This is a genomic window from Prauserella cavernicola, from assembly GCF_016595675.1.
Classification (GTDB): domain Bacteria; phylum Actinomycetota; class Actinomycetes; order Mycobacteriales; family Pseudonocardiaceae; genus Prauserella_A; species Prauserella_A cavernicola.
Window position 1 is genome coordinate 179,444 of record NZ_JAENJH010000010.1, and the last position, 23,922, is coordinate 203,365.

General features: G+C 70.1%; 22 protein-coding genes. 9 read left to right on the forward strand and 13 right to left on the reverse strand.

Translation table 11 applies throughout. The features are described from left to right. Nucleotides 1–114: 114 nt before the first annotated feature. From JHE00_RS29490 to JHE00_RS29510, 5 genes are all read left to right on the forward strand, one after another. Nucleotides 115–1,308, forward strand: a complete 1,194-nt coding sequence (locus JHE00_RS29490; protein WP_200324603.1) for a branched-chain amino acid ABC transporter substrate-binding protein — start codon at nucleotides 115–117, stop codon at nucleotides 1,306–1,308. 93 nt (nucleotides 1,309–1,401) lie between these two features. Further along, nucleotides 1,402–2,409, forward strand: coding sequence for a branched-chain amino acid ABC transporter permease (locus tag JHE00_RS29495; RefSeq protein WP_372440515.1), 1,008 nt, complete (start codon nucleotides 1,402–1,404; stop codon nucleotides 2,407–2,409). Then, complete coding sequence (locus tag JHE00_RS29500) at nucleotides 2,406–3,539, forward strand: branched-chain amino acid ABC transporter permease (protein WP_200324431.1); 1,134 nt, start codon at nucleotides 2,406–2,408, stop codon at nucleotides 3,537–3,539. Before JHE00_RS29495 ends, JHE00_RS29500 begins: the two co-directional genes overlap by 4 nt. After that, the gene (locus tag JHE00_RS29505) at nucleotides 3,539–4,468 is read left to right on the forward strand and encodes an ABC transporter ATP-binding protein (RefSeq protein ID WP_200324433.1); all 930 of its coding nucleotides are present in this window, start codon (nucleotides 3,539–3,541) and stop codon (nucleotides 4,466–4,468) included. The genes JHE00_RS29500 and JHE00_RS29505 overlap by 1 nt, the downstream gene beginning before the upstream one ends. After that, nucleotides 4,455–5,168, forward strand: coding sequence for an ABC transporter ATP-binding protein (locus tag JHE00_RS29510; protein WP_200324435.1), 714 nt, complete (start codon nucleotides 4,455–4,457; stop codon nucleotides 5,166–5,168). Before JHE00_RS29505 ends, JHE00_RS29510 begins: the two co-directional genes overlap by 14 nt. Here the strand turns inward: JHE00_RS29510 and JHE00_RS29515 are convergent. Together JHE00_RS29515 and JHE00_RS29520 are read right to left on the reverse strand one after the other, a co-directional pair. After that, entirely contained in the window at nucleotides 5,150–6,802 is a 1,653-nt protein-coding gene (locus JHE00_RS29515; protein WP_200324437.1) for a hypothetical protein, read from the reverse strand. The two genes, JHE00_RS29510 and JHE00_RS29515, sit on opposite strands and share 19 nt — an antisense overlap. Nucleotides 6,803–6,832: 30 nt before the next feature. Then, entirely contained in the window at nucleotides 6,833–7,276 is a 444-nt protein-coding gene (locus JHE00_RS29520; RefSeq protein WP_200324439.1) for a PaaI family thioesterase, read from the reverse strand. Nucleotides 7,277–7,338: 62 nt separating this feature from the next. Here JHE00_RS29520 and polA point away from each other — a divergent pair, with 62 nt between their 5' ends. Together polA and JHE00_RS29530 are read left to right on the forward strand one after the other, a co-directional pair. After that, on the forward strand, nucleotides 7,339–10,059 hold the full coding sequence (gene polA, locus JHE00_RS29525) for a DNA polymerase I (RefSeq protein WP_200324440.1): 2,721 nt from the start codon (nucleotides 7,339–7,341) through the stop codon (nucleotides 10,057–10,059). Nucleotides 10,060–10,144: 85 nt separating this feature from the next. Then, complete coding sequence (locus JHE00_RS29530; protein ID WP_230425173.1) at nucleotides 10,145–10,735, forward strand: hypothetical protein; 591 nt, start codon at nucleotides 10,145–10,147, stop codon at nucleotides 10,733–10,735. On the opposite strand, the gene JHE00_RS29535 is transcribed toward JHE00_RS29530, so the two are convergent. From JHE00_RS29535 to JHE00_RS29560, 6 genes are all read right to left on the reverse strand, one after another. Further along, nucleotides 10,729–11,307, reverse strand: a complete 579-nt coding sequence (locus JHE00_RS29535) for a TetR/AcrR family transcriptional regulator (RefSeq protein ID WP_200324442.1) — start codon at nucleotides 11,305–11,307, stop codon at nucleotides 10,729–10,731. The genes JHE00_RS29530 and JHE00_RS29535 overlap by 7 nt on opposite strands. Next, nucleotides 11,304–13,199 carry a YhgE/Pip family protein gene (locus tag JHE00_RS29540; RefSeq protein ID WP_200324444.1) on the reverse strand — a complete coding sequence of 632 codons (1,896 nt, stop codon included), beginning with the start codon at nucleotides 13,197–13,199 and terminating at the stop codon, nucleotides 11,304–11,306. Before JHE00_RS29540 ends, JHE00_RS29535 begins: the two co-directional genes overlap by 4 nt. Further along, nucleotides 13,196–13,861 (reverse strand): P-loop NTPase family protein, encoded by a 666-nt coding sequence (locus JHE00_RS29545; protein ID WP_200324447.1) that lies wholly within the window; start codon nucleotides 13,859–13,861, stop codon nucleotides 13,196–13,198. Before JHE00_RS29545 ends, JHE00_RS29540 begins: the two co-directional genes overlap by 4 nt. 84 nt (nucleotides 13,862–13,945) lie before the next feature. Continuing rightward, entirely contained in the window at nucleotides 13,946–14,872 is a 927-nt protein-coding gene (locus tag JHE00_RS29550) for a GNAT family N-acetyltransferase (RefSeq protein WP_200324449.1), read from the reverse strand. A 22-nt stretch (nucleotides 14,873–14,894) separates the two neighbouring features. Continuing rightward, nucleotides 14,895–15,767 carry a GNAT family N-acetyltransferase gene (locus tag JHE00_RS29555; protein ID WP_200324451.1) on the reverse strand — a complete coding sequence of 291 codons (873 nt, stop codon included), beginning with the start codon at nucleotides 15,765–15,767 and terminating at the stop codon, nucleotides 14,895–14,897. Next, entirely contained in the window at nucleotides 15,764–16,612 is an 849-nt protein-coding gene (locus tag JHE00_RS29560; RefSeq protein ID WP_307832172.1) for a class I SAM-dependent methyltransferase, read from the reverse strand. Before JHE00_RS29560 ends, JHE00_RS29555 begins: the two co-directional genes overlap by 4 nt. Before the next feature lie 272 nt (nucleotides 16,613–16,884). Here JHE00_RS29560 and rpsA point away from each other — a divergent pair, with 272 nt between their 5' ends. After that, a complete protein-coding gene (rpsA, locus tag JHE00_RS29565; RefSeq protein WP_200324453.1) occupies nucleotides 16,885–18,387 on the forward strand; it encodes a 30S ribosomal protein S1 in 1,503 nt (500 codons plus the stop codon). A gap of 152 nt (nucleotides 18,388–18,539) precedes the next feature. Here rpsA and JHE00_RS29570 read toward each other — a convergent pair whose 3' ends face one another. Next, complete coding sequence (locus JHE00_RS29570; protein WP_200324455.1) at nucleotides 18,540–18,752, reverse strand: hypothetical protein; 213 nt, start codon at nucleotides 18,750–18,752, stop codon at nucleotides 18,540–18,542. Between the two features lie 156 nt (nucleotides 18,753–18,908). Here JHE00_RS29570 and coaE point away from each other — a divergent pair, with 156 nt between their 5' ends. Beyond that, nucleotides 18,909–20,117, forward strand: coding sequence for a dephospho-CoA kinase (gene coaE, locus JHE00_RS29575; protein ID WP_200324457.1), 1,209 nt, complete (start codon nucleotides 18,909–18,911; stop codon nucleotides 20,115–20,117). A gap of 105 nt (nucleotides 20,118–20,222) precedes the next feature. On the opposite strand, the gene JHE00_RS29580 is transcribed toward coaE, so the two are convergent. The 4 genes from JHE00_RS29580 to JHE00_RS29595 are packed head-to-tail and all read right to left on the reverse strand — an operon-like array spanning nucleotide 20,223 to nucleotide 23,842. After that, nucleotides 20,223–20,846 carry a response regulator gene (locus JHE00_RS29580; RefSeq protein ID WP_200324609.1) on the reverse strand — a complete coding sequence of 208 codons (624 nt, stop codon included), beginning with the start codon at nucleotides 20,844–20,846 and terminating at the stop codon, nucleotides 20,223–20,225. A gap of 5 nt (nucleotides 20,847–20,851) precedes the next feature. Further along, nucleotides 20,852–22,123: a sensor histidine kinase gene (locus JHE00_RS29585; RefSeq protein ID WP_307832173.1), complete on the reverse strand. Its 1,272-nt coding sequence runs from the start codon at nucleotides 22,121–22,123 to the stop codon at nucleotides 20,852–20,854. A gap of 56 nt (nucleotides 22,124–22,179) precedes the next feature. Next, nucleotides 22,180–22,923 (reverse strand): ABC transporter permease, encoded by a 744-nt coding sequence (locus tag JHE00_RS29590; RefSeq protein ID WP_230425174.1) that lies wholly within the window; start codon nucleotides 22,921–22,923, stop codon nucleotides 22,180–22,182. Between the two features lie 13 nt (nucleotides 22,924–22,936). Next, nucleotides 22,937–23,842 (reverse strand): ABC transporter ATP-binding protein, encoded by a 906-nt coding sequence (locus JHE00_RS29595; protein WP_200324460.1) that lies wholly within the window; start codon nucleotides 23,840–23,842, stop codon nucleotides 22,937–22,939. Nucleotides 23,843–23,922: the final 80 nt, after the last annotated feature.

Below are 23,922 nucleotides of genomic sequence, written 5' to 3' on the forward strand. Positions count from 1 at the left end.
GGGCTACGTTCATCGCCCAGTCAGGTCTCGACCTTCGGGGCGGCGGTCGTGTCCTGCGGTCTTTGAAGGACATCGGGAGGAAAAGTGTCAAGAGCACGGTTTGGGCGGGTTGTGCTGCTGGCGGCCGCAGCGTCGCTGGTTCTCGGCGCGTGCGCCGCGCGTACCGGTGACGACGGTGGCGGCGACGAGCCGGACTCGCAGCCGCAGGCCAGCGCGCCGGCCCAAGCAGCCAACGCCGCCGACCCGGCGGGCGACGGCAACGCGACCTGCGACGCCGGCGCGAAGCTGGCCTACGCGGGCACCATCAACGGCGCCAACGCGGCCCTGGGGCAGAACATCCTCAACGGCGTGAAGGTCGCGGTCGAGAGGCACAACTCGAACAACCCGAACTGCCAAGTCGAACTGGCCGAGTTCGAGACCGAGGGCACGCCCGACCGCGCCCCCGGCATCGTCACCCAGATCGTCAACACGCAGGACATCATCGGCGTCGTCGGCCTTCCGTTCTCGGGTGAGTCGAAGGCAGCGGGCAACATCTTCAACGACAAGGGTCTGGTCCAGCTGACCCCGTCGGCGACCAACCCCGCCCTGAGCGAGAACGGCTGGAAGACCTTCTTCCGCGGTCTCGGCAACGACAACACGCAGGGGCCGGCCGCCGCGCAGTTCATCACCGGGGAACTCGGCGCCGAGAACGTCTGCGTCATCCGCGACGACTCGGAGTACGGCATCGGCCTCGCCAACTCGATCACGGAGGAACTGGGCGACAAGGCGACCTGCCAGGAGCAGATCAAGACCAAGCAGACCGACTTCTCGGCCGTGGTCAACAGCCTGCGTGGCTCGAGCCCCGACGCGATCTTCTTCTCGGGCTACTACCAGGAAGCCGCTCCGTTCGCGCAGCAGCTCTTCGACGCCGGTGTCGAGGCCCAGTTCGTGGGCCCGGACGGGGTGAAGGACGACGAGTTCGTCAAGGGCGCCGGTGACGCCGCCGAGGGCGTGTACTTCACCTGCCCGTGCGTTCCCGCCGACCAGTTCACCGAGTTCAACGAGGGCTACAAGAAGCAGTCCGGTGGCCGTGAGCCCGGCACCTACTCGCCCGAGGGCTACGACCTCGCGACGATCCTGCTGAAGGGCATCGACTCCGGTGTCACGGACCGCGCCGGGATGCTCGACTTCGTCAACAACTACGAGGGTCAGGGGCTGACCAAGAGCTTCAAGTGGGATGACAAGGGCGAGCTCGCCGAGAGCACCGTCTGGACCTACGAGGTCCAGGACGGAAAGATCGTCCGCAACACCGAGATCAAGCCCAGCTGATCATCGGGTCAGGCACTTTGTAGTCGGGGCGCGCGCCCGGTGGACGATCCCGCCGGGCCGCGTCCCGACCCCCACGTGGAGAACGAATTGTCCATTCATCACTCGTCCGCGCTGTATCTCGCGCAGGACGACAGCGTGATCAACTTCGACGTCGCGGGTCTGGTCGACCAGTTCTGGGCCAACACCGTCGACGGTCTGTCCCAGGGCAGCATCTACGCGCTCGTCGCGCTCGGCTACACGCTCGTCTACGGCGTGCTGAAACTGATCAACTTCGCCCACTCCGAGGTGTTCATCTACGGCGCCTACGCGACGTGGTTCACCTTCTACGGCCTCGGTTTCCGCCCCGGTCCCACCCCGGAGCTGGCGGTCTTCGAGCTCATCGGCTTCTTACTGCTGGCACTGCTCGCCGCGGTGCTCGTCTCCGGCGCCACGGCCGTGGTGCTGGAACGCGTCGCCTACCGGCCACTGAGAAACCGCGGTGCCCCCAGGCTGGTCTTCCTGATCACCGCGATCGGTGCCTCGTTCGTGCTGCAGCAGCTGATCTTCATCTGGCGCGGTGGCAACCCCGAGCAGGCGATCCGGTTGCTGCGCCCGGAACCGGTGTTCGAGGTCTTCGGCGTCGCGATCACCAACATCACGATCATCATCGTGCTCGCGTCGATCCTGCTGTTCTTCATCGCGGACACGTTCGTCAACCGCACGCGGTTCGGCCGAGGCATCCGCGCCGTCGCGCAGGACCCCGACACGGCGACCCTGATGGGCGTCAACAAGGAACGCGTCATCATGCTGACGTTCCTCATCGGCGGTCTGCTCGCCGGCGCCGCGGCGCTGTTCTACATGATGAAGATCCCGCAGGGCGCCTCGTACCAGGGTGGCTTCCTGCTCGGTCTCAAGGCGTTCACCGCCGCCGTCCTCGGCGGTATCGGCAACCTGCGCGGCGCACTCCTCGGTGGACTGTTGCTCGGGCTGATGGAGAACTACGGGCAGTCGCTCTTCGGTGGCGAATGGCGTGACGTCGTCGCCTTCGTGCTGCTCATTGTGATCCTGATGTTCCGCCCGACCGGCATCCTCGGCGAGTCCCTCGGAAAGGCGCGGGTATGACCACCACGACGACGAAAACGACGACCTCTGGCCGCCGTTCGCTCAGCGAGTGGTGGAACACGCTCAACCGGCCGCAGCAGTGGGCGATCCTCATCCCGCTGGTGGTGTTCATCTACGCGCTGCCGGTGCTCAACCCGCCGATCCTCACGACCGAGCCCGGCTACGACTTCCCGATCGCGATGTTCGAGGTGGCGCGCTACGCGCTGATCGCGATCGGACTCAACGTCGTGGTCGGTCAGGCCGGTCTGCTCGACCTCGGGTACGTGGGCTTCTTCGCGGTGGGCGCCTATGTCGCCGCGCTGTTCACGAGCCCGGACTCGATGCTCACCAAGCTGCCGTTCCTGGCCGTGCTGCCGATCGCGATGGCGATCACGATGGTGTTCGGCGTCATCCTCGGCTCACCGACACTACGGCTACGAGGGGACTATCTCGCGATCGTCACGCTCGGCTTCGGTGAGATCGTGCGCCTGCTGGCCGACAACCTGGAGCCGTTGCGCGGCAACCAGGGCTTCCAGCAGGTGGGGCACCCGCCGGGCACCAACGCCGACGGCTCGGCGATCTTCAACAACACCGACGGCACGCCGTGGTACTGGCTCACGGTCACGATCATCATCCTGGTGCTGATGCTGGTCGGGAACCTGGAACGCAGCCGAGTCGGCCGTTCGTGGGTCGCGATCCGCGACGACGAGGACGCCGCCTCGATCATGGGCGTGAACACGTTCAAGTTCAAGATCTGGGCGTTCGTCATCGGCGCCGCCATCGGCGGGCTCTCCGGCGCGCTGTACGCGGGGCAGCTGGCGTTCGTGAACAACCAGAAGTTCGACGTGGTGACGTCGATATTGTTCCTGGCCGCCGTGATTCTCGGCGGGTCGGGCAACAAGGTCGGAGTGATCCTCGGCGCCATCATCGTCGCCTACATCCCGGCGCGGTTCCTCGGCATCGCCGAGTACCGCTTCCTGATCTTCGGTCTCGCACTGATCGTGCTGATGATCTTCCGCCCGCAGGGCCTGCTCGGCGCGCGGCAGCGGTTGCTGACCTACGGAAGGCAGGCGTACCAACGCTTGCTGGGCAAGGGCGAGCAGATCAGCAAGGACGCTCCGGTCGCGACCGACAAGAACGGGGGCCAGTGATGACGGAACCGAACAACGGCAACGGCCCCGAGGTCCCCGCCGAGGGCGGTCTGGCAGCCGAGCTGGCGCACATGACCGAGGCCGAGCTCATCGAGCACGAGGCCGAGGTCGCCGAGGTCGTCGCTCCCGACAGGGAGATCGCGGTCGAGGTCGGCGAGACCCTGCTCGACATCGACAACCTGACGATGCGCTTCGGCGGTCTGACGGCGCTGGACTCGGTGTCGTTCGGGATCCGCCGCGGCGAGATCCTCGGGCTGATCGGTCCCAACGGGGCGGGCAAGACGACGTGCTTCAACGCCATGACGGGGGTCTACCGGCCGACGTCGGGCCAGGTGCTGCTGGAGGGCAAGCCGCTGGGCAAGCTCGCCAAGCACAACATCACCCGGCGCGGCATCGCGCGGACCTTCCAGAACATCCGCCTCTTCGGCGAGATGACGGCGCTGGAGAACGTGGTCGTCGGCACCGACGCGCGGCACAAGACCAGTGTCATGGGCGCGCTGGTGCGCTCGCCGCGGCACTTCCGGGAGGAGAAGGAGGCGATCGAGCGGGCCATGGCCCTGCTCGACTTCGTCGGCATCGTCGACCGGGCCGCGGACAAGGCGAAGAACCTGCCCTACGGCTACCAGCGCCGGCTGGAGATCGCCCGCGCGCTGGCCACGGAGCCGAAGCTGCTGTGCCTCGACGAGCCCGCCGCCGGGTTCAACCCCATCGAGAAGGAAGACCTGATGGGGTTGATCCGCAAGATCCGCGACGACGGGTACACGGTCCTGCTCATCGAACACGACATGAAGCTCGTGATGGGTGTGACCGATCGCATCGTGGTGCTGGAGTTCGGCAAGAAGATCGCCGACGGTGCTCCCTCCGAGATCCGGGAGAACCCGTCCGTGATCGCCGCTTACCTGGGAGTTCCCGACGATGACATTGCTTGAGCTGTCCGGTGTGTCCGTCCACTACGGACGAATCAAGGCGGTCTCGGACCTGGCGATCAGTGTCAACGAGGGCGAGATCGTCACGCTGATCGGCGCCAACGGGGCCGGGAAGTCCACGACGATGCGGGCGATCTCCGGGATCCGTCCCGTCTCGTCGGGCTCGATCACGTTCCAGGGCGAGGACATCACGCGGCTGCGGGCCGACCTGCGAGTGGTGCGCGGGATCTCGCAGGCGCCCGAGGGCCGGGGGATCTTCCCCGGCATGACGGTGCTCGAGAACCTCGACATGGGCGCCTACGCACGCAAGGAGCGCAAGAACCTGGCGGCGGAGATGGACCACGTCTTCACGCTGTTCCCGCGCCTCGCGGAACGGCGCGGCCAGATGGGCGGCACGCTGTCCGGCGGTGAGCAGCAGATGCTCGCCATCGGCAGGGCGCTGATGGCGAAGCCGAAGCTGCTGCTGCTCGACGAACCCTCGATGGGGCTCGCGCCGCAGTTCATCCAGCAGATCTTCCGGATCATCACCGAGATCAACCGCGAAGGCACCACCGTGCTGCTCGTCGAGCAGAACGCGCAGCAGGCGCTGTCGCGGGCGCACCGGGCCTACGTGCTGGAGACCGGGTCCATCACCAAGACGGGCACCGGCAAGGAACTGCTCGCCGACGACTCCATCAAGGAGGCCTACCTCGGCGTCGCCTGACCGGAGCCGGCCCGGCCGGCCGCCTTGTGCGCGGCCGCCCGGGCCCGCTTCGCGGTGGCCTTGTCGGGGTGGTGCGTGCCCAGCAGCGTGAGCACCTCGTGCGCGTCGGGGTGGTCGAGGCGCCACATGCGCTCGAACAGCGGCGCGTACTGCGGTGCGAACGAGGCGTCGAGCAGCATCGGCAGATCGCCCTCGGCCACGCCGTGCACGGTGCCCGCGAGCTCGTCGACCACCAGCCACGCGGCGTCGTCCTCGGACGCGGCGAACTCGGGGTCCGGCCCGAGCAGCAGTTCCAGAGATGCCTTGGCGTGCCTGCTCAGCACGGGCACGTCGAGCGCGGCGCGCCACTGCGCCTCGGCCTCGGCGCCGATCCGTTCCCTGATCAGACCAGCGGCCACGGTCCGCTCGGCGGCTCCGCCCTCGGCGGCGACGGCGAGCAGTTCGGCCGCGGCGGCGTCGCCGGTGCGCCTGACGAGCCACACCTCGGCCTCGACCTCCAGCTCACCGTCCATTCCGGACAGCCCGACCTCGATCAGGTCGGCGGCGGTCATCTCGTCCTCCGGCGGCAGCACCGGCACGTCGACGCCGGACTCGACCAGTTCCTCGCGCATGGCGGCCACCGCCAGCGGCGTCGCGCGCACGATCCCCTCGGTCACCTCGACGGCACCCAGCTCGGTGAGCCTGGCCAGCAGGACCTCGGCCGGGTCGCCGTGCACGCGCACCCACTCGTCCCACCGCTGCCTCGCCTCGTCGGCGACGAGCTCCTCTGTGGCCAGGTCGAAGATCATCTCGCTGATGGCGGGAGTGGGCAGGCCGCGGTGGCGCGACAGGAACAACGGCATGAACCACGCGCCCGCGCCCTCGAAGTCGAGCGCCTCCTCGCCTGCGAGGTCGGCGTCGGTGAGCAGGCTCCACGCGAGCGTTGCGGCGAAAGCCTGGTCCCACAGCTCCAGCACGTCCTCGTCGGCGCCGTCGGGGAAGTCCTGAACGGACTCGCCCACGAGCGTGCCGTCCTCGCCTGGCACGATGAAGCCGATGTCCTCGGCGATCAGGTAGAGCTGGACGATGTCCTCTTCGGACCGGCCCAGCTCGGCCGCCGCGGCGGCGCGGTCCTCGTCGTCGAGCCCCACGGACTCGACGGTGGCGCGCCCGTCGCCGCACCACACGGCCAGCTCCCGCGCGCGCTCGAGCACGGCGATGCCGCGCGCGGTGGCGGCGAGCTCGTCGTCGGCGGGCAGGCGCAGCGGGCCGATGCGGTCGGGAAGCCCGTAGGCCTCCTTCAGGTTCACCTCGCCGTCGGACAGCTCCGGCTCGATCTCGTCGAGCTCGCCGCGCAGCGCGGCCACGGCGGCCTCGTCCAGGCGGCCGGTCTCGCCCGCGAAAGTGAGCAGGTGGTGCAGCGCCACGAGCGCGGCGGGCGCGTGCCCCGGCTCGACGGCCTCGGGATAGATGCCGAGCAGGAGCTCATCGAGCTGGCCCGGCTCCAGCTGGGCGAGATCGTGCACTCCGAGCTCGTCGGAGAGCAGCTGTAGTGCCAGCTCCGCGTCATCGAGATCGAGTGCGGGCACCCGGTCGGCCTTGTCCGCCCACGCGGTGAGTTCGCCGATCACGGCGCCGACGTTGTCCTGCTCCATCAGGCCAGGCTATCGGTCGGCGCCACCGGTTCAGGAGCCCGGAGGCCGGTCCCTGACGATGCAGGTCAGCCGGGCGGTGCAGGTGCGCTTGCCCGATTCGTCGGTGATCGTGATCTCGGCGGTGCTGGTGCCGCGGCCGACGTGCAGCGGCACGGCCACGCCCGTCACCAGACCCTGCAGCGCCGCCCGGTGGTGCGTGCACGAGAGCTCGAGACCCATCGCCACGCGGCCCGCTCCCGCGTTGAGCGCCGCCACGGTGGAGCCCAGCGCCTCGGCGAGCACCGCGTTGGCGCCGCCGTGCAGCAGACCGTAGGGCTGCAGGTTGCCCGCGACGGGCATGGTGCCGACGACGCGCTCGGGGTTCAGCTCGGTGAACCGGAGGCCGACCTTGTCGTTGAGTTGCTGCTCCGCGATCTCGGGGCTGATGCCCGCGAGCTGCTCGCGGATCTCCTCTTCCGACACGTGTTCGGTCACTCAGCGCTCCTAGGTCGACACGACAGGCAGGACTGTCAGGGCCTCACCCTAGACTCACGGGCGTGAGCCCGAACGCAAACACCTCAGTAGCGAATGACACACCCCGGCTGTTGCTCATCGACGGTCACTCGATGGCGTACCGCGCGTTCTTCGCCGTGCCGGCCGACCGGTTCCGCACGTCCACCGGTCAGGTGACCAACGCGGTGTTCGGGTTCACCTCGATGCTCATCAACCTGCTGCGCGACGAGGCGCCCACCCACCTCGCGGTGGCGTTCGACGTGTCCCGCCAGACCTTCCGCTCGGAGACCTTCGCCGAGTACAAGGCCAACCGGCAGAGCACGCCCGACGACTTCAAGGGCCAGGTCGAGCTCATCAAGGAGATCCTGGCCGCGCTCTCCATCCCGGTGCTGGAGAAGCAGGGCTTCGAGGCCGACGACATCATCGCCACGCTCACCACCCAGGCGGCGGCCGACGACTTCGAGGTCCTCATCTGTACGGGCGACCGCGACGCGCTGCAGCTCGTCACCGACGCGGTGACGGTGCTCTACCCGCGCAAGGGCGTGTCCGACCTGGTGCGGTTCGACCCGGGTGCCGTCGAGGAGAAGTACAGCCTCTCGCCGACCCAGTACCCCGACTTCGCGGCGCTGCGCGGCGACCCGTCCGACAACCTGCCCGGCATCCCAGGTGTGGGGGAGAAGACCGCCGCCAAGTGGATCAAGCAGTTCGGCTCGCTCGGCGACCTCGTCGACCGCATCGACGAGGTGAAGGGCAAAGTCGGCGACGCGCTGCGCGCACACGTCGACGCCGTGCTGCTCAACCGCCAGCTCACCGAGCTGGTGCGCGACGTGCCGCTGGAGGCCGCTCCCTCGGGCCTCGAGGTGCAGCAGTGGGACCGCGACGCCGTGCACCGGCTCTTCGACGAGCTCGAGTTCCGCGTGCTGCGCGACCGGCTGTTCGCCTCGCTGTCCAGCGCGGAGCCGGAGGCCGACGAGGGTTTCGAGATCCACGGCGGCGCGCTCGAACCCGGCGCGCTCGGCGACTGGCTCGCCGAGCACACGGCCGGTGACGGCGCCACCGGCATCGCGTTCCGCACCACGGGCGCGTCGGTGTCGGCCGACGTGCAGTCGGTCGCGCTGGCCGGTGCCGACGGCGAGGGCGCCTACCTCGACGTGTCCACGCTGGACGAGGCCGACGAGAAGGTCCTCACCGCGTGGCTCGCCGACCCGGCGGCCCGCAAGGTCGGCCACGCGCTGAAGATCCCACTGCACGCCGCGCTGGCCAGGGGCTGGAAGCTCGCGGGCCTGACGATGGACACCGAGCTGGCCGCCTACCTCGTGCGGCCGGGCCAGCGTTCCTTCGAGCTCGACGACCTCGTGCTGCGCTACCTGCACCGCGAGCTGCGTTCCGAGAGCTCCGGTGACGACGGGCAGCTGTCGCTGCTCGACACGGCGTCCGACCCCGACGGCGACGCCAAGATCGTGCACGGCGAGCTGGTGCGCGCCCGCGCGGTGGCCGAGCTGGCGGGCGCGCTCGCCGACGAGCTCACCGAGATCGGTGGCGCGACGCTGCTCGCCGAGATCGAGCTGCCGCTGCTCGGCGTGATCACCGAGCTGGAGGCCGCTGGCATCGCCGTGGACCTCGAGCAGCTGACCACGCTGGAGGCGCACTACGCGAGCCGCGTGAAGCAGGCCACCGAGGAGGCCTACGCCGTCATCGGCAAGCAGATCAACCTCGGCTCGCCCAAGCAGCTGCAGGTGGTGCTCTTCGACGAGCTGGGCATGCCGAAGACCAAGCGCACCAAGACCGGCTACACCACCGATGCCGACGCGTTGCAGACGCTGTTCGAGAAGACCGAGCACCCGTTCCTGCAGCACCTGCTGGAGCACCGCGACGCGACCAGGTTGCGCACCACGGTCGAGGGGCTCATCAAGTCGGTCGCCGACGACGGCCGCATCCACACCACGCTGCACCAGACCATCGCGGCGACCGGTCGGCTGTCCTCAGTGGACCCGAACCTGCAGAACATTCCGATCAGGACGGACGAGGGCCGCCGGATTCGCGAGGCGTTCGTCGTCGGCGGCGGCTACGTGCAGCTGATGACCGCCGACTACAGCCAGATCGAGATGCGGATCATGGCTCACCTGTCGGCCGACACCGAGCTGATCGAGGCGTTCCAGTCCGGGTTCGACTTCCACGCCGCCACCGCCGCGCGCGTGTTCGCCGTCGAGCCCGCCGAGGTCACCGGCGCCCAGCGCGCCAAGATCAAGGCGATGAACTACGGGCTGGCGTACGGCCTGTCGGCCTACGGGCTCTCGCAGCAGCTCCGGATCTCCACCGAGGAGGCCCGCACGCTGATGGACGACTACTTCGCCCGGTTCGGCGGCGTCCGCGACTACCTCCACACGGTGGTCGACAAGGCGGCGAAGGTCGGTTACACGGAGACGATCTTCGGTCGTCGCCGGTACCTGCCCGACCTCACGAGCGACAACCGGCAGCGTCGCGAGATGGCCGAGCGGATGGCGCTCAACGCCCCGATCCAGGGCAGCGCGGCCGACATCATCAAGGTGGCCATGCTGGGCGTGCACCGCGCGCTGGAGAACTCGGAGCTGCGCAGCCGGGTGCTGCTGCAGGTGCACGACGAACTCGTCATGGAGGTCGCCGAGGGCGAGCACGCCGACGTGGAGGCGTTGGTGCGCAAGGAGATGGGGGCCGCTTACGAGCTCGCCGTCCCGTTGGAGGTGTCCGTCGGATTCGGCCAGTCGTGGAACGACGCGGCGCACTGAACGCCGGGGACCAGGCGCCCGATTCCACCTGAAAGCCCGCTTTCCGGTGGGATGATCACAGCGAAAAACGGGTACGTTCACACCTATGACGGCCCGCAACGCGCTCGTTCTCGCCGGAACCGGGATGCTCAGCGTCGTGGCGAGTGACCTCGCCGCCGATGGGTGGCGGGTGGTCTCGCCCAGCAGGCGCTACAGCCCGTTGCCGGTGACCGACGAGTCCGTCACCCACCGGCCGCGGTGGTCGCGCAGCTACCGTCGGCACCGGTTCGGGCAGGGGCAGGCCATCTGGGTGGAGGCCCACTGGGACCGGCCGAAGGAGCTGGCCCGCAAGGTGGAGAACGTGCTCACCGCGCCGGCGGAGCTGCTCGTCGTCTGGGTCCACGAGTCGTTCCGGCGCTCCGTGCTCGGCGTGGTGGAGCCGTTGCTGTCGCCGACGGCTCCGGTGGTCGAGGTGCGTTCGCTCGCCGACCTCACGGTGCCTCCGGACGAACCGGAACCGTTGCTGTTCGGTCACCCCACGCAGCAGGTGTTGCTCGGCGCGGTGTCGGACCTGGCGCGGCCGCTGGGCCAGGACGAGATCGGCGAGGGCGTGCTCGAGGCCGTCGAGCGCGCACTGGAGGGAAAGCCGACCTCACTGCACCAGATCGGGGAGCGCAGGCCCGTCGTCGGTCACTGAGCGCGGGCCGAGAGCAGCGTCATCACCGAGTCGCGCACTTCTTCGCGGCTGCGGCCCGGTTCGAACACGAGCCAGTCCAGCGCCACCACCAGCAGCGTGCCGAACAGTGCCGCCGCGGCGGTGCGCAGTGGCACGCCCTGCGGGAACCGCCCCGCTTCGGCGACCCGGCGCAGCTGCTCCTCCAGCACCGACACGATGTTCTCGCGCAGTGGCAGCAGTGTGGCGTGCCACTGGCCGGGGCCCCGCCACAGCTCGCTGACCAGGATCTGCGAGAAGCCCGGGTACTCGCTGATGAACTCCAGTGCCTCGTCGACCAGCACCTCGAGCCCGGTCACCGGGTCGTCCTCGGCGGCGCCGGCCCGCAGGCGCTGTGACAGCAGGTCGATGCCGTAGCGCAGCAGCGCCTCGACGAGCCCGTCCTTGCTGCCGAAGTTGTAGTAGACGGTGCCTTTGGCGACCCCCGCCTCGGCGGCGATCTCGTCCATCGTCACCGCCGCGAGGCCGCGGCTGCGCGCGAGCCGCATGGTGGCCTCGAACAGCTTGCGGCGAGTGGCCTCCGCGCGCGGGCTCACAGCGCCAGCTCCGGTCTCAGCTGCCGCACCGTCCACACGCGACGCTTCTGGGCCGCGAACACCGACAGTGCCAGTGCGACGCCGAGCCAGGCCAGCAGCACCAGGACGTCCGGCAGGATCTGTGCGGGTGCCCCGGTGTAGAGCAGGTGCCGCAGCCCGTCGATGACGTAGCCCATCGGCAGCACCACGTGCAGCGGGTACAGCGGGTCGGGGATCGTCTGCCAGGGGAACGTGCCGCCCGCGCTCACCAGCTGCAGCACCAGCAGGACGAGCCCGAGGAACTTGCCCACAGCGCCGAAGAGCGCGTTGAGCCCGTGCAGGATCGCGGTGAACGTCAGTGAGGCCAGCAGCGTGAAGCCGATCGCCGCCACCGGTTTGGCGACGTCGATGCCCACGAGCCACGTCACCGCGCCGAAGAGCACCAGCACCTGCGCGATGCCGAGCACCGCCGCTGGCAGCCAGCCGCCCAGCGCCACCCGCAGCGGAGAGGCCCCCGCGGTGAGTGCCCGCGTCGACAGCGGCCGCAGCAGCAGGAAGAGCACGAACGCGCCGATCCACGTCGCGAGCGCGATGAAGAACGGGGCGAGCCCGGCTCCGTACGTGTCCGCCGAGGCCACGCCGACCGACTTGATCGCCACCGGGTCGGAGATCGTGCTGGCCGTGGCCTGCTGCGTGTCCTCGTCGGCGTTCGGGATCTGCTGCAGGCCCTCGTTCAGCCCGTCCCGTAGCTCGCCGGCGCCGTTGGCGAGGTCGCGGGTGCCGGACAACGCGGTGGCCTCGCCCTCGGTGAGGCTCGCCGCTCCGCCCGCGAGCTGGTTGGCGCCGTCGGACGCATCGGCGATGCCGTTCGTCAGCTCCGGCGCGGCCGCCGCGAGCTGCTCGGCACCGGTGGCGACCTGCCTCGACCCGTCGGCGAGTGTGTTCAGCTGACCGGCCGCCTGCTGGATCTGGCCGTTGGCGTCGGCGAGTGGCGCGCGCAGCTCGCCGACCACGCCGAGTGCGTGCTGCACCTCCTCCTCCGCCAGCCCGCCGTCGCGCAGCCGCTGCGCGAGCTGCCCGGTGGCGCCGTCGAGCTCGCTCGACAGCTGGGCCGAGCGCTCCGCGAGCGCCGAGCCGATCGTGGCGATCTGCGTGTTGCCCGTAGCGACCTGGCCGGCTCCGTCGGCGAGCTTGCGGGTCTGCTCGGGCAGCGACTCGGTGCTGCCACGCAGCGTGGTGAGCCCGGTCGCGAGCTGGGTGCTCCCACCGGCGAGCCGCTGGGCGCCGTCGGCGAGTTCCTGCTGGCCGTCGCGCAGCCGCCCGGCTCCGTCGGCGAGCTGGGAAGCTCCGTTCGCCGCCTCCTGCGTCCTGCCGTGGATGGTCGAGAAGCCCACCAGGAACTGGTTCGCGGCCTCTTCTCCGACCTGTTTCGCGATCGTGTCGCGAATCTGCTCGGCGACCTGCGTGGCGATCGTGTGCGACAGGTAGTTGTTGGCGTCGTTGGTGGTGAGCGTGATGGCGGCCTGGCGGGGATCGAGCTCGCCGCTGGAGACCAGCGCCGACGAGAAGCCCTCCGGGATCGTGATCGTGAACGAGTAGTCGTCGTCGCGCACGCCCTCGTCGGCCCGGTCGGCCGAGACCTCGTGCCACTGGAAACTGCCCGACGACACCAGTTCGTCGCTCACCTGCTTGCCGAGCTCGCGCTGCTGGCCCTCGCCGTCCTGCGCGCCGCTGTCGGCGTTGACGATCGCGGCCGGCAGTTTGTCGAGCCTGCCGTAGGGGTCGTAGTTGGCGTAGAGGTAGAGCGAGGCGTAGAGCAGCGGGACGAGCACGAGCGCGGCCACCGCGAGCTTCGGCAGCGTGCCGCTGGTCAGCCTGCGCAGCTCGCCGGTGGCGATCCGCAGAGGGCTCACGGGATCATCTCCTCCTGCTCGAGGCGGCAGCGTTGCGGTTCGGGTTGGTCGAGCGCTCCGACGAGTGCGGGTGGTCTCAGCAGCGCTGCCACCGGCACGGTCGCGGTCAGCACCACGACGGCAAGTCCGCGTTCGGCGTGTTCGTGGGCGAGCATCGACCAGGAGTCGACGTCGCTGGTGTGGCGGTCGGGGCGGTCGAGGACGAGCAGGCCGATGCCCGGTCTGCTCGCGGCGAGCGCGGTGAGCAACCGGGTGCGGGTCTCGGCGGTCAGGTTCTCGAACCGGGTGCGCGCGTAGGCGGCGCTGTCGTGGCGTTCCAGCCAGCGCGTCACCTCGGCCTGGTTCGCAGGGAGCCCGGCCAGCGCCAGTTCCTCGCCCACGACGACCCGCAGCGGCAGCGCCTCGTCGGGTTCGCTCACGCCGGGGGAGTCCACCACGGCGACGAGCTCACGCAACCGGGCCGCGTTCGCGGCGCCGTCGACGGTGACCGTGCCGGTCGAGGGCCGGAGCCTGCCCGCCAGCGCGAGCCCGAACGCCGTGAGCCCGGTGCCGGGGTCGCCGTGGAGCAGTGCGAGCTCGCCGCTCGCGACCCGGAGCGAGGTCTCCGGCACGAGTGTGCCGTGCGGGCCTTCGACGGACACCCGATCGGCGAGCACCTGCATGACGCCTCCTTTTGAACTGACTCGTCAGTGCAAAATTAGGCCTTTCGGCGCAGCGTCCGCAAGGTGGGGCACCTTATCGGGTGGTCAGCGCAACATCGAAGCCGGGCGAACCTCCCAGACCGTCCAGAGCGGGCGGTAGCCCTGCCGGTGCCAGAACACGGACGCGAGCGGGTTCAACGGGTTGTAGTAGAGGTAGGTGCCTCGCGCGTCGTCGGTCGCCAGCCGCGCGTGCGCCGCAGCCAGCAGAGCGCGCCCGACGCCCCGGCCCCGGATCGCGGGCAGCACCGCGGCGCTGTGCACGTAGCCCCACCGCCCGGCAGGCAGCACCGTGCCGAGCCAGGTTCCCTCCTCGACCGTGACCATGCCGCCCTCGACGACCCCGACCGGCTCGCCGTCGAGTTCCGCGAGCCAGCCGGACGAGTCCCCGGCGAGCTGCTCGCGCAGCGACTCCCGGCGCCGGTGTTCCCAGCCCGTGCGCGCCCGCAGGTTGCCCGCCTGAGCCGAGTACTCCACCTCGGCGCGCTCCAGCCGCAGGATCGTCTCGACGTCGCCCGGTCCCGCCTCGCGCACGCGCACGTCGGGAGAACCGGGCGCCTCCGGCGGTTCGGCCGTGCGCACCCCGAGCGCCCACAGCGGCACCAGCCCGTGGTCGAGCAGTGCCCGGGTGCCCTCCGCGTCCCGGCTCGGCCACGACACGAGGCACGCCGAGTCCTCGCCCGGCCGCTCCGCGTCCAGGCGAGCCCGGCACGCGCGCAGCACGGCGTCCATCCCCTCGGTGCCGCGCTCGCCGACGATCGGTGTCAGCTCCCAGACCTCCAGCGCCGACCACAACGCCTCCGGCGCGGCCGGGTCGGTGAACGTCACCCGCAGCACCCCGGTCACGCGCCCGCCGTCGGGCAGCGTCGCCACGAGCGTCTCGCCCTCGGGCGGGTCCGTGATCACCGGCAGCAACGGGTCGATCGCGCCGAACCGTCCCGCCTGCTCGGCGACCAGATCGGTGCCCTCCCTCACGACGCGCTCTCCTTCGCTCAGCTCACCTCAGCGCTCCCGCGGGCCGGACCTCCCACGTCGTCCACAGTGGACGGTATCCCTGCCGGTGCCAGAACACCGACGACAGCGCGTTGTGCGGACTGTAGAACAGGTACGTGCCCCGCGCGCCCCGGGCGAGCAGCTCGCGGTGCGCCGTGGCCAGCAACACCTGGCCGATCCCTGACCCGCGCGCGAGCCCGGCGACCGAGACCGTGCCGACGTGGGCCCACGCCCCGCCAGCGATCCGGTCCGGCGTGGGCGCGGGCCACGCGCACAGCGCGAGCCCGGCGGCCATCCCGTGCGACTCGGCGAGCCACGCGGGCTCGCCCGTGCCGAGTGTGCGGAGCAGCTCCGCGTGGAGCCGGTCGGCGGCACCCGGGCGCTCCACGGCCGAGCCGACGAGCGCGGCGTAGCGCAGCTCGGCGAGCCACAGCGAGGTCAGCTCGTCGACGTCCGCCACGGTCGCCGCCCTGACCTCGACGCCGGGCACGCGCACGTCGGGCACCGGCCCGCGCTCCCTGACCGCGAGCACCGTGCTCGGGCTCAGCCCGTGGGACAGGAACGCGGGCGTCATGGCCGTATCGCGGCTCGGCCACGTCACGGTGCACGCCGAGTCGGGCCCCAGAGCCTGCCCGGCGAGCCCGCGGCGCAGCGCGCCGAGCAGCGCCGACATGCCGTCGACGCCGAGCCCGGGGTCCACGGGGGTCAGCTCCCACGCCACTGCCGGACGCCAGAGACCCGCCCAGCCCTCGTAGCGGGCGCGGTAGAGCACACCCGCGACCTCGCGGCCGCCGGGCAGCGACGCCGTCAGCCGCTCACCGGCACCGGGATCGACGGTGTCCGGCAGCAGCGGATCGAGCGCCGCGAACCCGGTCACGGGCGAAAGACCGTCCTGAAGATCGCGGTGCCGGGGAAGAGCTTGCCCCGCAGCGGACTCCACTGACCCCAGTTGCGGGTGTGTCCCTCCGGCCACTCGGGCTCCACGAGATCGACCAGCCGCAGCCCCGCCGAGTCCAGCGAGCGCACGAAGTCACCCAGTGTGCGGTGGTACTCGACGTAGGTCGCCGCGCCGTCGCCGTCCACCTCGACGTAGGGCGTGCGGTCGAAGTAGGGCTGCGTGGCGGTGAGCCCGTTCGGGCCGGGATCGTCGGGAAAGATCCAGCGCAGCGGGTGGGTCACCGAGAACACCCAGCGCCCGCCCGGCCGCAGGACGCGAGCCACCTCGGAGAACACCGCGTCGATCGAGGCGACGAAGGGCACGGCGCCGAACGCCGAGCACGCGACGTCGAAGCTGTCCGAGCGCAGGGGCAGCTGCTCCGCACCCGCCCGCAGCAGCACCGGGTGCAGGCCGGTGCGCTCGTTGCCCTCGCGGGCGTGGCGCAACATGCCCGCCGAGAGGTCGAGCGCGACGGTCCGCGCGCCCCGCGCGGTCAGCCACCGGGCGCACGGAGCCGAGCCGCACCCGATCTCCAGCACGTCGGCTCCCGCGACGGCGCCGAGCAGACCGGCGTCGGACTCGCGCACGCCCTCGGGACACCACACGAAGTCGGCGTCGCCGAGGAATCGGCCGTGAGTGGCCTGGTACTCGTCGGCGTCGGCGTCCCACCAGGCCGAGTTCGCTGTCATCGCCTCGGCCGACGACACCGCGCGGTGATCGACGCCGGCGACGCCGAGCTGCTGCTCAGCGTGGTCGTGGCGCTCGCTGGAGGGTGGTGTGGACACGGCGTCATCTTCCCGTTCGGCAGACCGGTGATTCTCGGTGGACCCTGATTGTGTCCTGCACCGCGCGCCGCGTACGATGTTCTCTAGCGCAGTGGGTTCGCGCTGCCTTCGGCTCAGATGTTCTTACTGGGTGGTCAAGGGTCGCGCACCTCGAGGTGATGCTCGCGGCCGTTCGTGGGTGAACGTTTGCATCGTAGTCGCCTTGGTTCCCATCGATGCGCTACGCAACCGCACTTCTCCTACACCAATCCGTAACCGGAGCAACCCACCTAATGACCATCGACACCACCACCGCCCCGAGTGCCCCCGCGCAGGCGCAGCAGGTCGCCATCAACGACATCGGGACGGAGGAAGACTTCCTCGCAGCTATCGACAAGACGATCAAATACTTCAACGATGGCGACATCGTCGAAGGCACCATCGTCAAGGTCGATCGCGACGAAGTGCTGCTCGACATCGGGTACAAGACCGAAGGCGTCATCCCGTCTCGTGAGCTGTCCATCAAGCACGATGTCGACCCGGCAGAGGTTGTCGCCGTCGGTGATGAGGTGGAAGCCCTTGTCCTGCAGAAGGAGGACAAGGAAGGCCGGCTGATCCTGTCCAAGAAGCGCGCGCAGTACGAGCGCGCCTGGGGCACGATCGAGGAGCTCAAGGAGAAGGACGAGCCCGTCAAGGGCACCGTCATCGAGGTCGTCAAGGGCGGCCTCATCCTCGACATCGGCCTGCGCGGCTTCCTGCCCGCGTCGCTGGTCGAGATGCGTCGCGTCCGCGACCTGCAGCCCTACGTCGGCCGCGAGCTCGAGGCCAAGATCATCGAGCTGGACAAGAACCGCAACAACGTGGTCCTGTCCCGCCGTGCCTACCTGGAGCAGACCCAGTCCGAGGTGCGCAGCGAGTTCCTCAACGCGCTCGCCAAGGGCCAGGTCCGCAAGGGCGTCGTCTCCTCGATCGTCAACTTCGGTGCGTTCGTGGACCTCGGCGGCGTCGACGGTCTGGTGCACGTCTCGGAGCTGTCCTGGAAGCACATCGACCACCCGTCCGAGGTCGTCGAGGTCGGCCAGGAGGTCACCGTCGAGGTGCTCGACGTCGACATGGACCGCGAGCGCGTGTCCCTGTCGCTGAAGGCCACCCAGGAAGACCCGTGGCGTCAGTTCGCCCGCACCCACGCGATCGGCCAGATCGTGCCGGGCAAGGTCACCAAGCTCGTCCCGTTCGGCGCGTTCGTCCGCGTCGAGGAGGGCATCGAGGGCCTGGTGCACATCTCCGAGCTGGCCGAGCGCCACGTGGAGATCCCGGAGCAGGTCGTGCAGGTCGGCGGCGAGGTCATGGTCAAGGTCATCGACATCGACCTCGAGCGTCGTCGCATCTCGCTGTCGCTGAAGCAGGCCAACGAGGGCTTCACCTCGGACTCGGACTTCGACCCCACGCAGTACGGCATGGCGGCGGAGTACGACGACCAGGGGAACTACATCTACCCCGAGGGCTTCGACCCCGACACGCAGGAGTGGCAGGAAGGCTACGACACGCAGCGTGAGGAGTGGGAGAAGCAGTACGCGGAGGCCCACTCGCGCTACGAGCAGCACATGCGTCAGGTCACCGAGGCCGCGCAGGCCAACGCCGCTGCCGCGGCCGAGGGCGCTGCCGGTATCGAGGGTGGCGACCAGAGCTACACCTCGGGCGGTCAGTCCGACCAGGGCTCGAAGAGCACGGGCGGCACGCTCGCCAGCGACGAGCAGCTCGCGGCTCTGCGCGAGAAGCTCTCCGGTGGTGCGTGACTAGCCGAGAAGGCTGAGTGAGGGCGGTGGCCCCGGTCCGATGCGGACCGGGGCCACCGCTTTTTTCGTGCACTGGGGACTCACGTCGCTCCACAATGCAGAAGGCCCGCAGTCCCTTGTGGGGAGTGCGGGCCTTCGTGGTGAAGCCGGTCCTATGTGGTCGCCGGTGCCCAGGCTCGTTCGTGGGCCGCGGCACTGGCGCGGCGGCGCAGGCCTGCCAGGCTGTGCTTCGCGGGTACCAGGAGTGCGGTCAGCCAGTTGCGGCGGTATTCCTCGAGAGCGGTCGCCACGGGGCGGTGCATGACGCAGTGCATCAGACCGGGAGCACCGAGCCGGTGTCTTCCCACGTACTTGCTGGCTGGCATCGTTCCTCCGGGTGGGCGACCCCTACGCCCGGCACCGTACGCAACGGGTGTGAATAATCGCGGGAACCGCTCGGCGTGTCACCCTAACTAATTGCGTCACGATCTGGTTGATGGCTGAGAGTCAGCGGCAGGGCGATGCCTGGTTCAATTGCGGGCATGCTGAGAGTGGGGCTGACAGGGGGAATCGGCGCGGGCAAGTCGACGGTCGCCGCGCGGCTCGCCGAGCACGGTGCCGTGCTGATCGACGCCGACCGCATCGCGCGGGAGGTCGTCGAGCCGGGCACCGAGGGACTGGCCGAGTTGGTCGCCGCGTTCGGCCACGGGATCCTGGACGCCGAGGGTGCGCTCGACCGGCCCGCGCTGGCCGCGAGGGCGTTCGGTGACGACGAGTCGCGGCTGCGCCTCAACGCGATCATGCACCCCCGCATTCGTGACCGCACCGTGGAGCTGATGGCCGCGGTGGCGCCGGACGCCATCGTCGTCCACGACGTTCCGTTGCTGGTCGAGGGCGGGATGGCGCCCAACTACCACCTCGTGCTCGTGGTGGACGCCGCCGAGGACGTGCGGGTGCGCAGGCTCACCGAGTCGCGCGGCATGTCCGAACAGGACGCCCGCGCCCGGATCGCCGCGCAGGCGAGCCCTGAGCAGCGGAGGGCGGCCGCCGACGTGTGGCTCGACAACAGTGGCAGCCGCGACATCGTCCTTGCCCAGGTCGACGAGCTGTGGGCCGACCGGCTGGTGCCGTTCGAAGCGGCGGTCCGGCTGCGCAAGCCGCGCAAGCCACGCTCGCCCGAGATCTCCCCGTACGACGAGACGTGGCCCGCGCAGGCCGAGCGCGCGCTGGCCCGCGTGCGGCTGGCCGCCGGGGAGCGGTCCGTGCGCGCCGACCACATCGGGTCCACGGCCGTGCCGGGGCTCGCGGCCAAGGACGTGCTCGACCTCCAGCTCACGGTGTCCACTCTGGACGACGCGGACGCGATCGCCGACGCGTTGTCCGACGCCGGGTTCGTCCGGGCACAGGGGCACTGGTTCGACTACCCGCAGGACGGCGGTGCCGCGCCGGAACAGCTGTGGCACAAGCGGTTCCACTACGGCGCCGACCCGGCGACGATGGTGAACCTCCACGTGCGCTCGGCGCGCGGTCCCGCGTGGCGGCTCGCGCTGCTGTTCCGCGACTGGCTGCGCGCCAACCCCGACGAGGTCGCCGCCTACACCGAGGTGAAGCACCGGCTCGCCAGGGCGCACTCCGGGGACGGCACCGTCGAGCACTACGCCGAGGAGAAGCAGGCGTGGGTCGACGCGGGCTTCGTGCGCGCCGAGGTCTGGGCCTCGCGCACCGGCTGGACCGTGGAGGACGCGTCATAGGGCGTGCCTGTCGGACGCACGCCAACTCCCGCCGAACCGGCCAGGCCTGTCGAGCCGCATTCCGCGCGAGGCACTCGAGGTGGTGCTCGGCGCCGAGCTCGCGGCCTACGCCTGAAGCAGTCCGCGCTGGTAGCCGATGGCCACGGCCGCCGCGCGGTCCTTCACGCCGAGCTTGGCGTAGAGGTGCAGCAGGTGGGTCTTCACGGTGGCCTCGCTGATGAACAGCTTGCGCGCGGCCTCCTTGTTCGTGCAGCCGCGGGCGACCAGCTCCAGCACCTCGACCTCGCGCTGGCTCAGCGGCTCCTCGGCGGGCGCGCGCACGCGGCCCAGCAGCCGGCTCGCCACGGCGGGGGAGAGCACCGACTCGCCCTTGGCCGCCGCCCGTACGGCGCGGAACAGTTCCTCCCTCGGGGAGTCCTTCAGCAGGTAGCCCGTCGCACCGGCCTCGATCGCGGGCACGACATCGGAGTCGGTGTCGTAGGTGGTCAGCACCAGCACGCGCGTCGGGTTGCCGCGCCGCGCGAGCTCGGCGATGGCCGCGACACCGTTGCTGCCCGGCATCCGCAGGTCCATCAGTACGACGTCGGGGCGCAGTCGCTCGGCCAGCGTCACGGCCTCGTCGCCGTTGCCTGCTTCGCCGAGCACCTCGAACCCGGCCTCGCCGGTGAAGATCCCACGCAGCCCGTCCCTGACGATCGGATGGTCGTCGACGATCAACAGACTGATCAAGGCACTCACTGGGGCTCCTTCACGGGAATGGCGGGTACGGTGGCCGAGATCGCGGTGCCGCCGCCGGGCTCGGACTCGACCACGAGCGAGCCCGCCAGCCGCTGCACGCGTTTGCGCATCCCGGTCAGCCCGAAGCCGCGATGGTCCTTTCCGTTGCGGCGCAGGCGTTCCACGTCGAACCCGACGCCGTCGTCCCGGACGTCGAGTGTCAGCTGATCCTCCATGTAGGACAGAGTGAGGCCCACCCGTCGCGCGGCGGCATGCTCAGCGACGTTGCCCAGCGCCTCCTGCGTGACGCGCAACAGCGTCGCCTCGATCTCGGGGTGCATCGTGGCCGCGGTGCCGGTGGTGACGAACTCGGCGGGCACGCCGGTGCGCGCCGACCACCGGTGCACGATGCCGGACAGCGCCTCCGGCAGTCCCGTGTGCTCGAGCTCCTCCGGGTTCAGCGCGTGCACCGCACGCCGCGCCTCCCGCAGGTTGTCGCGGGCCAGCGCCGACGCGGCGTCGAGATGCCGCTGCCACTCCGGCGGATCGTCGCTCGCCTGCTGCGCGGCCTGCAACTGGGTGATGATGCCGGTGAAACCCTGGGCGAGGGTGTCGTGGATCTCCCGGCTGAGGCGCTGCCGCTCGTCGAGCACACCGGCCTCCCTCGCCTGCGACAGCAGCTGCCGGTGCAGCCCGGCATTCTCCTCGAGCGCGGCCTCCAGCTCCGTCACGGCCATGCGGCGCTGCTCGTTCTGCTCCGCCAGCTGCCGCGAGAGGCCGAGTCCACCCGCGATGGCGGCGGTCTGGATCACCACGATCGCCACGAACGGAACGGGCCAGTCGCGCAGGGCCTGCAATGGACCACCCGAGCTGAGGCTGTTGATGAACATCGAGGTCGCGGCGAGTCCGAGCAGGATCAGCGGCATCCGCGCCAGCGTCAGCGCCCTGAAGAAGCACGCGATCATGAAGATCAGGAACACCACGTCGCCCGCCATCAGCAGGCCCGCCAGCGCGAGCATCCCCGCGAAGGACACGACGCGCACCGATGTCACCCGCAGCCGCTCGGGCACGAACGTGTCGGTCGCGAGAACCCAGACCAGCGCCAGGCCCACCAGTACGAGCGTGTCCGACAGGTGGTCCCGGGACTGCTGCTGCAGCAGGCTCGTGAGCGTGGCCGCCGCGAGCAGGACCAGTGGCATGACCTGCTCGAACCGGAGCAACCACGGGCGCCACGGTGAGTCCGACGCGCTGTTCAGGAACGCCGATGGCCGCTCGTCGCAGTCCTCCACCTGCCCATTATCACGGTGAACGCGCCCGGCAGGTCCCACCAGCGGCAATTCCGCGGTCACTGCCACCGGAACAGGCGGGCCGCCAGCACGAGGCACACCACGGTGAAGGCCACCATCGAGCCCAGCTGCAGCAGCAGCGGGTCGCCGCCCGCCCACGTCTCCCGGAGCGCGTTGTACGTGGCCCCCATGGGCAGCACGTCAGCAAGGCCCTGCAGGAACGACGGCAGGTTCTCCTTCGGCACCCACACCCCGCCCAGCGCCAGCATCGGGAAGAACGCCGCCGAGCCGATCGCGCCCGCGGCGCGGCCCGTGGTCGCCACCGCCGCGATCAGCAGCCCCATGGCGAACAGCGACGCCGTCCCGAGGACCGCCGAGATCGTCAGGCCCAGCGGGTTCGCGGGTGCCTCCATGCCGATCACGGCCGTGCCGACCACGATCACCAGCAGCACCACGACCAGCGCGGCGGCCAGGTTGACGATCAGCTGCGCGCTCAGCAGGGTGCTCGGCGACACCGGACTGGCGGCGAGCCTGCGCAGCACACCCTTCTCCCGGTAGGTCGCCATGAACGTCGGGAAGATCGTCAGCGCGAGCATCCCCAGCAGGACCGCCACCGACAGCGGCGCGATCAGGTTCGCCATCACCGAGCTGCCGTCGAACTCCTCGGTGCGCTGACTCGCCCCGGGAATCAGGCTGAACACGAGCAGCAGCGCCAGTGGTATGCCGACCACGGTGATCGGTGCGCCGGGATCGCGCAGGAACAGTTTCGCCTCGGTGGCGGTCATCTTGCCCAGTGCGGACATCGTCGAGATCCCCTCAGTCCAGTTTCTTGCCGGTGAGTGCGACGAACGCGTCGTCGAGGTTGGCCTGGTCGAGCCGCAGTTCGCCCGCGATGATCTGCCTGCGCGCGAGCACCGACGTGACCGCGTGCAGCACGTTTCCCGTGCCGGTGATGACGAGCTGGGAGCCCCTGCGCTCGACGCTGCGCACCTCGGGCAGCTCGGCGAACACCCAGTCCTCGATCGGCTGCGAGGGCCGGAACCGGATGCGCTGCTCGTCGTCGACGCCCGCGACGAGCCCCGCGGGGGTGTCGATGGCGGCGACCTTGCCGGAGTCGATGAGCGCCAGCCGATCGCAGAGCCGCTCCGCCTCCTCCATGAAGTGGGTGACGAGCACGATGGTCACGCCGCTCGCGCGCACGTGCTCGATCAGGTCCCACACCTCACGGCGGGCCTGGGGATCGAGTCCCGTCGTGAGCTCGTCGAGCACGGCCACCTCGGGGTTTCCGATGAGCGACAGGGCTATCGAGAGCCGCTGCTTCTGGCCGCCGGAGAGCTTCTTGTAGGCGGTGTCCCGCTTGTCGGCGATGCCGAGGATGTCGAGCAGCTCGTCCGGGTTCGCGGGGTTGCGGTAGAAGGAGGAATAGAGATCGAGCGCCTCCCCGACTTTCAGGCGTTCGGGCAGCTCGCTCTCCTGCAGCTGCACGCCGAGGCGCTGACGCAGCTCGGTGGTGTCGCGCTGCGGGTCGAGGCCGAGCACCGACACGGCGCCGCCGTCGGGTTTGCGCAGTCCCTCGAGGCACTCCACCGTGGTGGTCTTGCCCGCGCCGTTGGGCCCCAGGATCCCGAAGATCTCCCCGCGCTCGACCGAGAAGGAGACGTCCTCGACGGCGACCTTGTCGCCATAGCGTTTGTGCAGTCGTTGCACGTCGATAATCGGCATGCGTCCAGGATCGCCTGGTCAACGCCGCGCTCGGATCGTCTTGGCGGCCACAGCGCGGTCAACCTAGGGATGAGTGCGCA

Bases quoted from the DNA above. Each gene is read 5' to 3' on its own strand.
- JHE00_RS29510 (WP_200324435.1), top strand. From the start codon at position 4,455: ATGACATTGCTTGAGCTGTCCGGTGTGTCCGTCCACTACGGACGAATC.
- JHE00_RS29595 (WP_200324460.1), bottom strand. From the start codon at position 23,842: ATGCCGATTATCGACGTGCAACGACTGCACAAACGCTATGGCGACAAG.
- rpsA (WP_200324453.1), top strand. From the start codon at position 16,885: ATGACCATCGACACCACCACCGCCCCGAGTGCCCCCGCGCAGGCGCAG.
- JHE00_RS29515 (WP_200324437.1), bottom strand. From the start codon at position 6,802: ATGGAGCAGGACAACGTCGGCGCCGTGATCGGCGAACTCACCGCGTGG.
- JHE00_RS29530 (WP_230425173.1), top strand. From the start codon at position 10,145: ATGACGGCCCGCAACGCGCTCGTTCTCGCCGGAACCGGGATGCTCAGC.
- JHE00_RS29505 (WP_200324433.1), top strand. From the start codon at position 3,539: ATGACGGAACCGAACAACGGCAACGGCCCCGAGGTCCCCGCCGAGGGC.
- JHE00_RS29590 (WP_230425174.1), bottom strand. From the start codon at position 22,923: ATGTCCGCACTGGGCAAGATGACCGCCACCGAGGCGAAACTGTTCCTG.
- JHE00_RS29500 (WP_200324431.1), top strand. From the start codon at position 2,406: ATGACCACCACGACGACGAAAACGACGACCTCTGGCCGCCGTTCGCTC.
- JHE00_RS29545 (WP_200324447.1), bottom strand. From the start codon at position 13,861: ATGCAGGTGCTCGCCGATCGGGTGTCCGTCGAAGGCCCGCACGGCACA.
- JHE00_RS29570 (WP_200324455.1), bottom strand. From the start codon at position 18,752: ATGCCAGCCAGCAAGTACGTGGGAAGACACCGGCTCGGTGCTCCCGGT.
- coaE (WP_200324457.1), top strand. From the start codon at position 18,909: ATGCTGAGAGTGGGGCTGACAGGGGGAATCGGCGCGGGCAAGTCGACG.